Raw genomic sequence first — 14,490 nt, forward strand, 5'->3', positions numbered from 1 at the left:
GACCACCGGGTACATTTGGCTGCGTGCTGACAGCGAAGGGCGCGGCGACGCGGGATCGGATCGTGACGGCGGCCGCGGCGGAGATCCGGGAGCGCGGGGTCACTGCGGTGCGGCTGGACGACATCGGCCGGCGCAGCCGGACCGGGAAGAGTCAGTTGTTCCACTACTTCCCCGACGGCAAGGAGCAGTTGCTGCTCGCGGTCGCCGAGCGCGAGGCCGAGCGGGTGCTCGAGGACCAGGAGCCGCAGCTCGGTCAGCTGACCAGCTGGGAGGCGTGGCACGAGTGGCGTGATGTCGTCGTGGAGAAGTACCGGCGGCAGGGCGTGAACTGTCCACTTGGCGTACTGATCACAGAGATCGGACGGCACACGCCGGCCGCGCAGGCGGTGACCGGGAGGCTGCTCGAGCAGTGGCAGCAACGGATCGCGGCCGGCATCGCGGACATGAAAGCCGCGGGCGAGATCCGTGCCGAGGTGGATCCCGCCCGCGCTTCGGCTGCGCTGATCGCCGCTATCCAGGGCGGAGTCGCGATCCTGCTGTCGTCCGGATCGTCGACCCACCTCGAGTACGCGCTCGATCAGTGCCTCGATTATCTCGGGGCTAACGCCAGTTGAGCACCTGAGGCCGGTAGCCGGCCGGCTTGTCGGCGACCTTCGCGCCCGCGTTGACCAACCAGCCCTGGTACTCCGGGGTGAACATCCGATACACCGATTCCGGCGGTACTGCGCTCGCCTCGTCGAGCGCGGTCCGGAGCTCGGCCGGCAGCTCGAAATCGAGCGCCTCGACGCTTGACCGGAGCTGGTCCGGGTTGCTCGCGCCGACGATCGCGGACGCGACGCCCGGCTGGGTGGCAGCCCAGTTGACGGCTACCTGCGCCATCGTCACGCCGAGCTTGTCTGCCACGTCCTGGAGGGTCGTCAGCAGGTCCCAGTGCTGGTCGGACCACGCCCGTACCGGGGCAGCATCGCCGGTGAGCCGACCGTCGCCGGTCACGCCCTGGACGTCGTCGCGCCGGTACTTGCCGGTCAGGAACCCGCTGGCGAGCGGGCTCCACGCGGTGACGCCGAGCCCGAGCTGCTGCGCCATCGGGACGTGCTCGGTCTCGATCGTCCGCTCGGCCAGCGAGTACGGCAGCTGCAGGCTGACCATCGGGGTGAGCGAGTGGGCGTCGGCCAGCGTTTGCGCGCTGGCGGCGTACCAGGCCGGTACGTCGGACAGCCCGGCGTACCGGATCTTGCCGGCCCGGACGAGGTCGTCGAGCGTCCGCAGCACCTCGTCGATCGGGGTGATGCGGTCCCAGGTGTGCAGCAGGAACAGGTCCACGTAGTCCGTGCCGAGCCGGCGCAACGACTCGTCGAGGGCGCGGATCAGGTGCTTGCGGCTGTTGCCACCGGCATTCGGGTCGCCGGAGTCGACGCTATTGGTCGCCTTGGTGGTGAGCACCATCCGCTCCCGAACGCCCGCCTCGGCGATCAGCCGGCCGAGGATCCGCTCGCTCTCACCGGCGGTGTAGAAGTCGGCAGTGTCAATAAAGTTGCCACCGGCATCGACATACGCCCGGAAGATCGCCCGCGCCTCGTCCTCGCTCTTCCCGTACGGCGCATGAAAGCCCGCCTGTCCAAAGTTCATCGTCCCGAGCGCCAGCCGGCTCACCCGCAGCCCCGACCGCCCAAGCAGGTAATAGTCATCAAGTCCCATACCCCCAGCGTCGCGCGCGAAAAATGGACCGGCAAGTACAAACCTGGCGAGGTGGCGTGAAAGGATTTGGCCGTGCCTTTGTCTGAACAGCAACGGATCGTGCTTGAGCGGTTGGCGGAGTTGGCGGTGCCTGCGGATGAGTATCCGTCGGCGGAGGCCGGGGTGGTGGAGTTTGTTGAGCGGGTGCTGGCTGAGGATCGGCCGGACTGGGGCGGGCGGGTGTCTCGGGCGTTGGAGGTTGCGGCGGGGGCCGGGCTCGAGGAGGTGCTGGCTGACGGGGATGGCGCGTGGCTGGTTCGATTGGTGGCTCAGGGGTATTACGCGGATTCGGCGGCCTGGGGGATGGTGGGGTGGCGGACTGGGTCGTTTGAGTCCGTGCAGGCCGAGTTGGTGGTGACGCCGCGGTCGGGGTTGGCGGATCGGTACGACTGTGTGGTGGTCGGGTCGGGGGCCGGTGGGGGAGCGGCGGCTCAGGTGCTGGCCGAGTCGGGTCGGTCGGTGCTGGTCGTGGAGCTGGGTCGGTATCCGACGACGGACTCGTTGAGCCGTGATCACTTGCGGAATCCGCGGTCGGTGTCCGGGTTGCCGGCGGTCACGGATCCGGATCCGGCCGGTCGGCCGCGGGTCTCAGTGGTGGACGGCGTACGGCGTGAGGTGTTGCCGCCGGATGGTGGGTGGGGGAACAACGCGTTCACGGTCGGCGGCGGGACGCGGGTGTACGGCGCGCAGGCGTGGCGGTTCGTGCCACGCGACTTCAGGATGGCCACGACGTACGGCGTACCTGAGGGGAGCGCGTTGGCCGACTGGCCGATTTCGTACGACGACTTGGAGCCGTACTACTCGCTGGCCGAGCAGCGGTTCGGGGTGAGTGGTGGCGGCGTGGATCCGTGGCATGACGCGCGGTCGATCCCGCTGCCGATGCCACCGCTGCCGCGGACCGGGCCGGCTGATCGGTTGGCGGCGGCCGCTGAGCGGTTGGGTTGGGGGACTCTCGACGTACCGCTGCTGATCAACTCGGTCGACTATCAAGGCCGAGCCGGCTGCGTTCGATGCGGGCAGTGTGTCGGGTTCGCCTGTCCGGTCGACGCGAAGAGCGGCACGCACAACACCGCCTTGCCGGTCGCGCTCGCGACCGGGAACTGCACGCTGGTCACCGAGACGACGGCCGAGCGACTCGTCACCGACTCCGCCGGCCGCGTCACCGGTGTCGCGCTCGTCGCGAGCGATGGGTGGCGACGGACCATCTCCTGCGGGGAGGTGGTGGTTGCCGCAGGCGCCTCTGAGACGCCGCGACTGTTGCTGAACAGCGCCCACGACGGCGAGCCGCAGGGGCTCGGCAATAACCAGGATCAGGTCGGCAGGCACCTGCAGGCACATGTGTACGCCGGTGCGGTCGGACTGTTCGATGACGAGGTGGCCGATCTGGTTGGGCCGGGCGCGTCGATCGCGACCTGCGACTTCCGGCATGGGAACGACGGGATCGTGGGCGGCGGGATGCTGGCCAACGAGTTCGTCCCGACGCCGGCTGCGACGTACGACTATCTGACCGGTGCCGGGCTGATCCCACCGGCCGGTGCGGCGGGCAAGCAGGCGATGCGGCGTGAGGCGCGGCGGATGCTGCGGGTGGTCGGGCCGATCCAGGAGGTCTCGTCGGCGGAGTCACGCGTACGCGTTGATCCGTCGGTGGTCGACCGGTTCGGCAATCCGGTCGTGGAGATCAGCGGCTCGATCCATCCGGAGGACGTTCGGGCCCAAGCCTTCATGAGCGCCAAGGCCAAGGCCTGGCTCGAGGAGGCAGGCGCGGTCCGTACGGCGGTCGGCGGCGTCGGGACGTTGGGCCGGGCGAGCAGCGGACAACATCAGGCCGGGAGCTGCCGCATGGGCAACGACCCGGCCAGCTCGGTCACCGACCCGTACGGCCGAGTCTGGGGCCACGACAACGTCTGGATCGCCGACGCCTCGCTCCACGTCACTAACGGCGGCGTCAACCCGGTCCTGACAGTCCTCGCCAACTCACTGCGGATCGCCACCCACCTCTGTACCTAAGGACAGGAGGTGTCCGGCGCTGGGTAGTACACCTGAGCGTGTCCGTGTCAGTGCGTACGGTGTATTGCGGGTGTACTACCTGTTCTTCTGTGCGTCCAGGTCAGCCCAGGACGCGGGAGATGCCGACGCCGCTGCGGGCTTCGCGGCCGTACTTCGCGATCTCGGCGGCGAGGTCGAGTCGGGTGATGCCGGTCTTGTTGCGGTCGGCATCGGTGAGCAGGTCGGCGGGGATGATCCAGACCACCTCGAACTCGAGGCCGTCGGGGTCCTTGCCGTAGAGCGACTTCGTCGTCCCGTGGTCCGAGGCGCCGACGAGTGCGTCGTTGTCGGTCAGCGCGGTCGCCAGCTCCTCGAGGTCACCGAGCGTGTCGACCTCCCAGGCGAGGTGGTAGAGCCCGACCGTGCTGCGGCCGGCGCCGGACGGCCCGGCCTGCGAGCCGATCTGGAACAGCCCGAGGTCGTGGTCGTTGCTCGACCCAGGTGCCCGGAGGAACGCCGCGCCCGGGATCGTGTCGCCGCCCTCGGTGTAGCCGAAGCCGAGGACGTCTCGGTAGAACGCGACGCTCGCCGCGACGTCGCGCACGTACAGGACCGCGTGGTTCAACCGGAAGATCGCCATACTGCGATGGTAGTTGAGGACTCAACCTGGTACCAGGTCCGCCGCGCCAGCCCGGTTCGCCGAGCGAGCTAGCGGCGCCGAGCTAGCGTCGACGTGTCGGCTTGCGCCTGCCGGTCGGAGGCTGCTTTCCGGTCTTCTTGACCGGCGTCTTCTTGGCGGGCTTCTTATCCGGCTTCTTCTCGGGCGTTGGAGCCGTGCCGCGGGTGCTGTTGGCCGTCCGGCCGCGGACGATGCCGATGAACTGCTCCATCAGGTTAGACGGCTCGCCCTCCGGCCAGACGAGCGCGACCTGCGACTCCGGCGCGTCGGTGAGCGGCCGGTAGGTCAGGTCCTTGCGGTGGTGCAGCCTGGCCAGCGACTGCGGTACGACGAGCAACCCGGTGCCCATGGCAACCAAGGCGACCGCTTCCGTCGTAGTCGGCGGACGCTCGTCGATCAACCGACCAGGCGGTCGATCCCAATCGAGTACGTCGTCCTGCGGATGCAGCATCAGCTCGTCGGCAAGGTCGTCGACAGTGACTTCGTCGGCCGCCGTGACCAGATGATCCTTCGGGACCACGACCACCGTCTGCTCGACGTACAGCGGGATCGCGTGCAGCCCGTCGCGGTCGATCGGTAGCCGGAGCAGGGCAGTGTCGACCTCGGACCGTCGTACCAGGTCGGGCGCTTCGGCGGCGGTGACCTGGATGAGTTCGAGCGGGACCCGGGGGAGGCGCTCGGCCCAGATCCGCGCCCATTTCGCGGGGGTCACGCCGGGAACGTAGCCCAGCCGGAATCCGGTCACGCCCGTCAGGTTACCCGGCGTGACGGGGGCACCGACTACGCTGCTGCCATGACAGCGCGCAAGACACCCCAGAAGACTTCGCAGACGATGAAGCCGGCGACGGCGGCGAAGAAGCTGGACGTGTACCTCCCGGCCACTCCGGCGGAGTTCCAGGAGGGCGTCGTGTCGCGCGACGAGCTGAACGCGCTGCAGGCGGACCCGCCGGAGTGGCTGCAGGAGCTCCGCCGGAAGGGACCGCACCCGCGTTCAGTGGTAGCCGCCAGGCTCGGTGTCTCGATCAGCGGCCTGGCCCGCGCTGGCATCACCGAGGCACTGACCAGCGACGAGATCGACGCTATCCGGGACGACAACCCGGACTGGCTCGAGCACGAGCGCGCCACCCAGGCCGAAGTACGCCGCCAAGAGGCCGAGCTGAAGAAGAAGTCCGCCAAGTAGTCAGCTGAAGCGGACGCGAAGGCGGCGGAAGCCGCGCCCCTTGCTTTCCATCTTGACTACGTCCATCCGGCCGATCAGCGCGGTCGACGCGACGTGGGTGCCGCCGTCGGCCTGCGTGTCGAGGCCGGCGATGTCGACGATCCGGACGATCTCGATGTCGGGCGGGAGCAGGTTGGTCGCGGTGCGGATGATGTCGGGGATCGCGAACGCCTCGTCGCGCGGCAGGTTGCTGACCGTGATCCGGCGGTCGGTGCGGATCTCGGCGTTGACCGCCTCGGCGACGCGGTCCTTGAAGTCCGGCGGTACTTCGGAGAGGTCGAAGTCCATCCGGGCGGTGAGCGGTTCCATGTTCCCGCCCGTCACGAGCGCACCGTAGTCGCGGAACACGACGCCGGTCAGCACGTGCAGCCCGGAGTGCGTCCGCATCAGCGCAGTACGCCGTTCGTCGTCGAGCGCACCCCGCACCGCCGTACCGACCGGCGGCACCGGATCACCCTCCTCGGGCACGAGGTACAGCTCGTCACCCCGGACCGTCCCCGCGATCCGCGTCCGTACGCCGCCCCACAACAACACGCCCTGGTCCGGTGGCTGCCCGCCACCGCCCGGATAGAACGCGGACCGGTCGAGCACGATCCCGCGCTCCGGATCCACGCCGACAACCGTCGCATCCCACTCCCGCACCGACGCATCCTCGAGATCCACCCGATGCGTATGCCCGTGCTGACTGCTCGCGTCGCTCATGTCTTCCGATCGTAGAGTGCGGGCATGAAGCGTCCGGTCGCGGTGCAGCTCTGGTCGGTGTTCGCGTTGGCCGAGGAGGACTTCCCGGGGGTGCTGCGGCAGCTCAGTGAGATCGGGTACGACGGCGTTGAGGCGTACGGACTGCATGGGTCGAAGCCATCCGCCGTACGCCGGTTGCTCAAGGATCTCGGCCTCGAATTGTGCAGCTCGCATGCGCCGTTCCCGTCGGGACCGGAGGCGCGACGAGTCCTCGATGAGCAGAGTGAACTCGGCGCGCCCGTGCTCGCGTGGAGTCTCGAGCCGGAGGAGTTCGCCACCGAGGACAGCATCGCGCGTGGGGTGGAGCGAGTGAACGACGCGGCGATGAACGCTCAGGCGTATCGGATGCGGATCGCGTATCACAACCACTCGGCCGAGTTCGACCGGTTGCCTGATGGGCGGCGCGCGTACGACGTTCTGCTGGACAGGCTCAGCCCGGACGTCCTGGTGGAGCTCGATATCTATTGGGCGGCCGCGGCCGGTGTTGACCCCGCTGTGGTGACCCGCGAGCTCGGTGAGAGGGTCCGCTTCCTGCATGTGAAGGACGGAGATCCTGCGGGAGCGATGGTGGCTGTCGGTCAGGGCAGCCTCGACATCCCGGCGATCCTGGCCGCGAACCCGGCGGTGGCCTGGCACATCGTCGAGCTGGATCGCTGCGACACCGACCTGATGACCGCGCTGCGGGAAAGCCACGAATATCTGGCTTCGCTTTTCGTCTAAGTGGTTGACGTCGGCAGGGATGACTCCTGTATTTTCGGTCATGGCCGTAAAGGGAGGTCCGATGAAGATCAGCCGATTCGTGAGGGCGTTCGCCCTGCTGGCGGTGGCAGCCGTGAGTGCGTGCGGGGGTTCGGGTGCGTCGTCGTCCAAGGCGGTCGTGACGGTGTGGATGTACCCGGTGATCGCCGACGAGCAGACAGGGTCGGCGTACTGGGGCCAGATCGAGAAGGACTTCGAGGCGGCCAATACGAACATCGACCTGCGGATCGAGCAGCAGCCGTGGGCGAACCGCGACCAGAAGCTCGCCACCGCGTTCTCCGGCGGCAAGGGTCCGGACGTGCTGCTGCTCGGTCCGGATCAGATCCCGCAGTTCGTCACGAGTGGTTCGCTCGAGCCGGTCGACAAGGTGCTCGAGGCGGACAAGGCGAAGTTCCTGCCGGGTGCGCTGGACGCGCTGACCGTCGACGGCAAGCTGTACGCCGCGCCGATCTATCACACCGTGACAACGACGATCTACAACAAGAAGCTGCTCGCCAAGGCCGGGATCACGAAGCCGCCGGAGACCTGGGACGAGATCAAGGCGGCCGCGCCGAAGCTCAAGCAGGCGGGCGTGGCGACGCTGGACTACTCTGCCTCGCCGGAGGCCTCGCTCAACCTCAGCTTCTACCCGCTGCTGTGGCAGGCCGGCGGTTCGGTCTTCTCCTCGGACGGCAAGAAGGTGGCGTTCAACGAGGCGCCGGGTCTCGATGCGCTCACGTTTCTCAAGACTTTGTACGACGAGGGCGCGATCCCGAAGAGTGCCTTGAGCAACGCCAATGTGGTCGCCGACCAGGCGCTCGGCAAGCAGCAGGTCGCGATGGGGTTCACCAACACGCTGGTCGACGCGAAGACGGTGACGAAGAGCTGGGGTGCTGCGAACGTGATGGTCGGCGTACCGCTGCAGGGCAAGAAGCGCGTTGGATTCGGTCTGCCTGGTGGGCTCTCGGTGAACGCCGGTTCGAAGAACGTCGACGCGGCGGAGAAGTTCCTGAGCTTCATGACGCAGCCGAAGCAGGTCGTCAGCCTCGGGATGGCGTCGAACTTCCTCTCACCGCGGACCGACGCGCCGGTGCCGGCGAACGACGACCAGTCGAAGAAGTTCGAGGAGTCCTTGCAGTACGCGTTCTCCGGGGAGGTCAACCCGGCGGCCCGGCAGGTGATGGCGTTGCTCGGGGTCGAGATCCAGGCAGTGCTGACCGGCAAGAAGGCGCCGCAGCAGGCGCTGGACGACGCGGCCAAGCAGTCCAACGAACTGCTGTCCAGACAGCGCTGACCGGATGCGAGTGATCGACGTCAACCGGATCGTGGGTCCGGTGCCGACAGGCGACGTACCGAGCAATGACGCGCCGGGACTGCTGGGCGAACTCGACCGGCTGGCGATCGACGCGGCCTGTGTCGTGCACTCCCACGATCTGTACTACAACCCGACCGCGGCGGCCGCGCTGCCGGCCGATCCACGGTTGATCCGCGTGCCGGTCGTCGTACCCGGACCGCTGGGGTCGACCGCGTCCGCGAAGCTGGTGCGGATGTGTCCGACTGAGCATCGGTTTCCATTGACCGGTCCGCACGGGCTCGCGGCGGCGCGGGAACTGTCAGAGTGCGGTACGTCGGTGTTGCTCACGCTGGAGAACCTGGGGGAGATCCATCGGCTCGCGACCGAGGTGCCGGCGTTGCGGATCGTGCTGATCAACACCGGATACCGCTCTCTACGCGAGCTCGCCGATCTCATGGACGTCCATCCCGAGGTGCGCGTGGACACCTCGACGCTGTGCGGTCATCTGCACGTCGAGTGGATCGCCGAGCGGTACGGCGCTCACCGGGTCCTATTCGGCACAGGCGCGCCGGTGACCGACGACGCCGGACCGCGGTTCCAGCTCGATCATCTGGAGCTGCCCGCGGCCGACGTCGAGCTGATTGCTGGCGGCAACGTTCTGGAGCTGCTCGGATGATCATCGACGCGCACGGGCATCTCGGATCGTGGTTCGCGTTCGCGATCCCGGACAGCTCGACCGAGAGCCTGGTCCGGGTGATGGACAGCTGCGGTGTGACGACGATGTGCGTCTCGCATCTGCTGGCGATCGGCCCGGACGCACGAGCCGGGAACGCCTTGCTATTGAAGGAAATAGAGCGTTTTCCCGGCCGTTTCCTCGGGTACGCCGTCTACGATCCGCACGACCCGGAGGCGGCGGAACGGACCGCCGACCTGCTCGCGATGCCTGGAGTGATCGGGCTGAAGCTGCACCCGGACACGCACGAACATCCGCTGGACGGTCCGGGATATCAGCGGGCGTTCGAGCTTGCCGCCGAGCATGACTGCATCGTGCTCGCGCACGGGATGTTCGGATCGCCGTGGTGTGGTCCGGATCGGTTCGCGACGGTCGCCGCGCGGCATCCGTCGGTCGAGTTGCTGATGGGACATGCCGGGCTCTTCCCGGCGGGATTCCCGGCCGCGGCCGAGGTCGCCGTACAGCATCCGAACGTGACGCTCGAACTCTGCGGTTCCCGGATGACCGCACGCCATTTGGCTTGGTTGGTCGAGACTGTTGGTGCGGACCGGATGGCGTTCGGCTCTGATGCGTTGTTCCTGGATCTGCGCGTCGGGCTCGGCCGGGTGCAGCTCGCGCCGATCTCTGCGGCCGACCGCGATCAGTTGCTGTTCGGCACGATGACGAGACTCCTGGAGGCACGCCGATGACCCTCGCAATCGACGGCGGTACGCCGGTACGCACGGAGGGCTGGCCGTCCTGGCCGCCGCCCGCGACCCCGGAGCAACGCGAACTCCTCCTCGAAGTGCTCGACAGCGGCGCATGGGGAGCGACCTCAGGTACGAAGGTCGGCGAGTTCACCAAGGCGTTCGCTGCGTCCATCGGAGCGCCGTACGGCGTTTCGGTCGTGAACGGGACGGTCGCGCTGTTCCTAGCGCTCCGGGCGCTCGGAGTCGGCCGCGACGACGAGGTGATCGTGCCCGCCTACACGTTCGTCGCCAGTGCGACCTCGGTCATCCTCGCCGGTGCGCGCCCGGTGATCGCCGACGTCACGCCTGCAACGTTGCATCTCGATCCGGCTGCTGTAGAACGGCTGATCGGCCCACGCACGAAGGCGATCATGCCGGTGCATCTGGCCGGTGCCCCAGCGGACGTCGATGCGTTGAAGGGGTTCGGCGTACCGATCGTGGAGGATGCCGCGCAAGCGCATGGAGCGACGTGGCATGGCCGTCCGGTGGGGACGTTGGGCGATGCGGCGTGCTTCAGTTTCCAGTCCAGCAAGGCGATGACGGCCGGCGAAGGCGGGCTGGTGGTGACGGACGACGAGGCCGTGTATCGGCGGCTCTGGGCGTTGCACAACGTCGGCCGGAGCATCGACGGCGGCTGGTACGAGCACCCGGACGTCGGGTGGAACCTGCGGATGACGGAGTTCCAGGCGGCCGTCCTCCTGCCGCAGCTCGGCGTACTCGATGAGCAGCTTGAGACGCGGCGGCGGGCCGTCGAGTACCTACGCCGCGAGCTGCCCCTTGAGGTACTCGCGGAACCGGCCGGGACGACCCGGAGCAGCCATCACCTGGCATTGCTGCGGTATGAGGCGTTCGGTGGTCGGAGCAAGGCCGACTTCATCGCGGCGATGGCTGCCGAAGGGATCCCGCTCGACGCTGGTTACCGCTCGCTGTCACGGGAGAGCGCGCTCTCGGCGTACACGGAGTTGCTGCCTTGCCCGGTGGCCGAGGCGGCCGCGGACTCGGTCGTGTGGATCAGGCAGAGCATGCTGATGTCCGATGAGTCGGCACTCGCCGACATCGTCACGGCGGCCGCGAAGGTTCGGAAGGCGTTCAGCTCACGAGTGCAGTGAACGCGTCGAGTGCGTGATGGATGTTCTCGACCGAGTTGGCGTACGAGAAGCGCAGATGGTTCTCGCCGTACTCGCCGAACGACGTACCGGGAAGGCAAGCGACGCCTGCCTCGTCGAGAAGGCGGTCGGCGAGAGTCGCCGCGGACTGGCCGAGCTCGCTGATGTTCGGGAACGCATAGAACGCGCCGCCCGGCTCGACACACGACACACCCGGTACGGCGTTGAGCCCGGAGACGATCACGTCGCGCCGTTCGCGGAACGCTTCGAGCATGCGGTCGACGTCGTCCCACGGACCTTCGAGTGCTGCGATCGCGGCGTACTGGCTGAAGGCCGACGTACACGACACCGAGTTGATCATCAGCCGGGTCACCGGCTCGACCAGCGGCTCCGGGAACACGCCGAAGCCCAGCCGCCACCCGGTCATCGCGAACGTTTTCGACCAGCCGTCGAGCAGCACGGTCCGCTCGGCCATTCCGTCGAAATCCAGCACGCTGTGGTGCCGACCGTCGTACCGGAGTGCCCAGTAGACCTCGTCGCTGAGTACGACGAGATCGTGCTCGATCGCGATCTCGGCGATCGCCTGTAGCTGCTCGGGAGTGGAGGCGCTGCCGCACGGGTTGTGCGGTGAGTTGAGGATCAGCAGCTTCGTCCGGTCGGTGACCAGCGAGCGCAGTTCGTCCGGGTCGATGACGAACTCGTTCTCTTCGCGGAGCGGAATCGGGACCGGCTTGGCGCCGGCGAAGGCGGCGATCGAGGCGTACATCGGGAAGCCCGGATCCGGGTAGAGGACCTCGTCGCCCTCCTCGCAGAGCGCCAGGATCGTAAAGAACATGATCGGCTTCGCGCCCGGCGTGATCAGCACCCGATCCGGCGTTGTCCGCATCCGGTCGGTCCGCTCGAGGAAGTCCGCGACCGAGGTCCGCAGCTCCGGGATGCCCGGCGCCGGAACGTAGTGCGTGAAGCCCTTGTCGAGCGCCTGCTGCGCGGCCTCGATCACGTGAGGCGGTGTATCGAAGTCCGGCTCACCGATCTCGAGGTGCACGATCTCCCGACCCTGCGCCTCCAAGGCCTTCGCCTTCGCCAGCACCTCGAACGCCGACTCGGTCCCAAGCCGTCCCATCCGCCCAGCAAGCTTCACACCCCTCACCCTAGTCTGAACGCATGACACGAGTTGCGGTGACCGGGAGCAGCGGCAAACTCGGCCGAGCGGTGGTCGACCACCTGACGGAGCACGGCTGGGACGTCGTCGCGCTCGACCAGGCGGCGCCGGCGCGGGCGGATGTGACGTCGACGCGGCTGGACCTGACCGATTTCGGCCAAACCTACGAAGCGATCGCGGGCATCGACGATCGGCATGACGGTGTTGATGCGGTCGTCCATCTGGCTGCGATTCCGGCGCCGGGGCTGCGGACGAACGCGGCGACGTTCCACAACAACATCACCGCCACCTACAACGTGTTGTCCGCGGCGCTCAGGGCTGGGGTTCGGAACGTCGTGTGGGCGTCGAGTGAGACCGTGCTCGGGCTGCCGTTCGACGAGTTCCCGCCGTACGTGCCGGTGGACGAGGACTACCCGCCGCGGCCGAACAGCACGTATTCGCTGGTGAAGACGCTCGAGGAGGAGCTGGCCCGGCAACTGTGCCGATGGCATCCGGACCTCAAGCTGATCGGGCTGCGCTTCTCGAACGTGATGTACCCCGAGGATTACGCGCGCTTCCCGTCGTTCGACGCCGACGCGCAGGCGCGCAAATGGAACCTTTGGGGTTACATCGACGCCCGCGACGGCGCACAAGCGGTCCGCAAGGCGCTCGAGTACGACGTGACCGGCACGGACGTCTTCATCGTCGCCAATGCCGACACGGTCATGTCACGGCCCAACGAGGAGCTGCTCGCCGAGGTGTTTCCCGGCGTACCGGTGAAGCGGCCGTTCGGCCCGAACGAGACGCTGCTCTCGATCGACAAGGCCCGTCGCCTGCTCGGCTACGAACCGGAGTACTCATGGAGGACTAGCTAGGTCCGTAGGGGAATACCTTGTTCGGGTCGTAGGCGGCCCGTACTCCGGCCAGCCGGGCGAAGGTGTCGTCCGGCCAGGACGCCTTGAACGAACCCGGCAGGGCGAACCCGCCGGCGAAGTTGACCGTGGTCTCCGCGCTGACCCACGGCTCGACCTTCGCCAGGATGCCGTCGACCGTTGCCGGAAGCACCTGTCCGAACAGGCTCGGATCCGGTACGCCGATCATCGTCAAGGTGTACGCCCCGCTCCGGCCACCGACCGCAGTGCCTTCCGGTACGTCGCGCTCCGTCGCCCCACCGAGATGCCGCATCTCGACCGCGATCAACGGAATCTGCTGATCCGGGCCGGCCGCGTCGAGGAACGCTGCCACGAACTCGGCATCGATCTCCTCCAGCAGCATGCCGCGGTCCCAGGACGGCGTCGGGTCCTTCGGGTCGTTGTGGATCAACGCGATATCGCTGGCCGGCATGTCGCCGAGCGCGTCGATCAACGGCGTACCGGCTGCCCGGATCGACCTGAACAGCTTCTTCCCGGCGACCGCTTCGCCGACGTACGCGAAGCGGACGTTGATCACGGTCTTGCCGCGCAGCGGTTCTGGGATGAACTCGAGCGGGGGCAGTCGCAGGACCACGACCGAGGAGTTCGCGTTCTCCGGCAGGTCCTTGGTCCAGCCGACCCAGGTGCTCAGCACGGGAGCGATGTACTCCGCGTCGAAGAACACGGACCCGCCGTACAGGGTGCTGAGCTCGACCAGCTCGAAGTCCATCGACGTGACGATGCCGAAGCCGCCCTTGCCGCCGCGCAACGCCCAGAACAGGTCCTGGTTCTCGGTCACGTTCGCGGTCACGGCCTCGCCGGAGCCCGTGACGATCCGGAACTCGCGCACCCAGTCGGACGAGAAGCCGTAGGTCCGCGCGAGCGGCCCGAGTCCACCGCCGAGCGTGTACCCGATGCAGCCGACCGCGTCGGACGCGCCCGCGATCGGCGCCAGCCCATGCGGAGCGGCGGCCGAGATCACTTCGCCCCATCGACTGCCCGCGGGGATGTGCGCCACCTTGTCCTCGGCGTCCACGATCACACCGGTCATCCGCGTCGTCGTCACCACGATCCCGTCCTGGATCGGGTTCGGGATCCCGTGCCCGGTCGCCAGCACGCGAACCGGCGTACCGCTCTCGGCAGCCGCTCGAACCACGGCCACGGCGTCGGCCTCGGACGTCAGCCCGACCACGATCTCCGGAGTGTGCGTCACCGCCAGGTTGAACCCGGAGAGCTCCTCGGCGTACCCGTCGTCGCCGGCTACCAGAACCGGACCTGCGACCGCGCTGCGTAGCCGGGCGATCAAGTCTTCCGTCATGTTGCTTCCCCTCCCGAAGTCCACCCTTGCCTGGGCAGTTTTCCCCACCCCGGGGTCAGCGCTTTCAGCGGGTCCGAAAAGGCTCGGACACGCTCGGAAGGGGGGCCGACTCGACGGTAACGGTGATGTGCTGAAAACCTGTGCCAGCAGGTGGCGATC

At 67.8% G+C, this 14,490-nt stretch carries 15 protein-coding genes; 9 read left to right on the forward strand and 6 right to left on the reverse strand.

Features of this window, described 5'->3' with window-relative positions:
• Positions 1-23 precede the first annotated feature (23 nt).
• Positions 24-614, forward strand: coding sequence for a TetR/AcrR family transcriptional regulator (locus EV650_RS02790; protein WP_134115000.1), 591 nt, complete (start codon positions 24-26; stop codon positions 612-614).
• Here EV650_RS02790 and EV650_RS02795 read toward each other — a convergent pair.
• A complete protein-coding gene (locus tag EV650_RS02795; protein WP_134115002.1) occupies positions 601-1,698 on the reverse strand; it encodes an aldo/keto reductase in 1,098 nt (365 codons plus the stop codon). The two genes, EV650_RS02790 and EV650_RS02795, sit on opposite strands and share 14 nt — an antisense overlap.
• 72 nt (positions 1,699-1,770) lie before the next feature.
• Between EV650_RS02795 and EV650_RS02800 the strand changes: the two genes are divergently transcribed.
• Positions 1,771-3,744: a GMC oxidoreductase gene (locus EV650_RS02800; RefSeq protein ID WP_166677996.1), complete on the forward strand. Its 1,974-nt coding sequence runs from the start codon at positions 1,771-1,773 to the stop codon at positions 3,742-3,744.
• Positions 3,745-3,844: 100 nt separating this feature from the next.
• Here EV650_RS02800 and EV650_RS02805 read toward each other — a convergent pair whose 3' ends face one another.
• Together EV650_RS02805 and EV650_RS02810 are read right to left on the reverse strand one after the other, a co-directional pair.
• Positions 3,845-4,363: a VOC family protein gene (locus EV650_RS02805; protein ID WP_134115006.1), complete on the reverse strand. Its 519-nt coding sequence runs from the start codon at positions 4,361-4,363 to the stop codon at positions 3,845-3,847.
• A gap of 82 nt (positions 4,364-4,445) precedes the next feature.
• Positions 4,446-5,147 (reverse strand): LysR family substrate-binding domain-containing protein, encoded by a 702-nt coding sequence (locus tag EV650_RS02810; RefSeq protein WP_238173992.1) that lies wholly within the window; start codon positions 5,145-5,147, stop codon positions 4,446-4,448.
• A gap of 48 nt (positions 5,148-5,195) precedes the next feature.
• Here EV650_RS02810 and EV650_RS02815 point away from each other — a divergent pair, with 48 nt between their 5' ends.
• Positions 5,196-5,582 carry a DUF5997 family protein gene (locus EV650_RS02815; RefSeq protein WP_134115008.1) on the forward strand — a complete coding sequence of 129 codons (387 nt, stop codon included), beginning with the start codon at positions 5,196-5,198 and terminating at the stop codon, positions 5,580-5,582.
• Here the strand turns inward: EV650_RS02815 and EV650_RS02820 are convergent, their stop codons facing one another.
• Positions 5,583-6,323: an alanyl-tRNA editing protein gene (locus tag EV650_RS02820; RefSeq protein ID WP_134115010.1), complete on the reverse strand. Its 741-nt coding sequence runs from the start codon at positions 6,321-6,323 to the stop codon at positions 5,583-5,585. It lies immediately after the preceding gene.
• A gap of 24 nt (positions 6,324-6,347) precedes the next feature.
• Here EV650_RS02820 and EV650_RS02825 point away from each other — a divergent pair, with 24 nt between their 5' ends.
• From EV650_RS02825 to EV650_RS02845, 5 genes are all read left to right on the forward strand, one after another.
• Positions 6,348-7,082, forward strand: coding sequence for a sugar phosphate isomerase/epimerase family protein (locus tag EV650_RS02825; protein ID WP_134115012.1), 735 nt, complete (start codon positions 6,348-6,350; stop codon positions 7,080-7,082).
• A gap of 61 nt (positions 7,083-7,143) precedes the next feature.
• Entirely contained in the window at positions 7,144-8,394 is a 1,251-nt protein-coding gene (locus tag EV650_RS02830) for an ABC transporter substrate-binding protein (RefSeq protein ID WP_134115014.1), read from the forward strand.
• Between the two features lie 4 nt (positions 8,395-8,398).
• Positions 8,399-9,070 (forward strand): amidohydrolase family protein, encoded by a 672-nt coding sequence (locus EV650_RS02835; RefSeq protein WP_134115016.1) that lies wholly within the window; start codon positions 8,399-8,401, stop codon positions 9,068-9,070.
• Positions 9,067-9,816, forward strand: a complete 750-nt coding sequence (locus tag EV650_RS02840; RefSeq protein ID WP_134115018.1) for an amidohydrolase family protein — start codon at positions 9,067-9,069, stop codon at positions 9,814-9,816. The genes EV650_RS02835 and EV650_RS02840 overlap by 4 nt, the downstream gene beginning before the upstream one ends.
• Entirely contained in the window at positions 9,813-10,964 is a 1,152-nt protein-coding gene (locus tag EV650_RS02845; RefSeq protein ID WP_134115020.1) for a DegT/DnrJ/EryC1/StrS family aminotransferase, read from the forward strand. Before EV650_RS02840 ends, EV650_RS02845 begins: the two co-directional genes overlap by 4 nt.
• Here EV650_RS02845 and EV650_RS02850 read toward each other — a convergent pair.
• Complete coding sequence (locus EV650_RS02850; protein ID WP_166677997.1) at positions 10,945-12,102, reverse strand: pyridoxal phosphate-dependent aminotransferase; 1,158 nt, start codon at positions 12,100-12,102, stop codon at positions 10,945-10,947. The genes EV650_RS02845 and EV650_RS02850 overlap by 20 nt on opposite strands.
• Before the next feature lie 23 nt (positions 12,103-12,125).
• On the opposite strand from EV650_RS02850, the gene EV650_RS02855 reads away from it, so the two are divergent.
• Positions 12,126-12,977 (forward strand): NAD-dependent epimerase/dehydratase family protein, encoded by an 852-nt coding sequence (locus EV650_RS02855; RefSeq protein WP_134115022.1) that lies wholly within the window; start codon positions 12,126-12,128, stop codon positions 12,975-12,977.
• Here the strand turns inward: EV650_RS02855 and EV650_RS02860 are convergent.
• Entirely contained in the window at positions 12,970-14,331 is a 1,362-nt protein-coding gene (locus EV650_RS02860) for an FAD-binding oxidoreductase (RefSeq protein WP_134115024.1), read from the reverse strand. The genes EV650_RS02855 and EV650_RS02860 overlap by 8 nt on opposite strands.
• Positions 14,332-14,490 lie beyond the last annotated feature (159 nt).

The organism is Kribbella kalugense (genome assembly GCF_004365875.1).
Lineage (GTDB): Bacteria > Actinomycetota > Actinomycetes > Propionibacteriales > Kribbellaceae > Kribbella > Kribbella kalugense.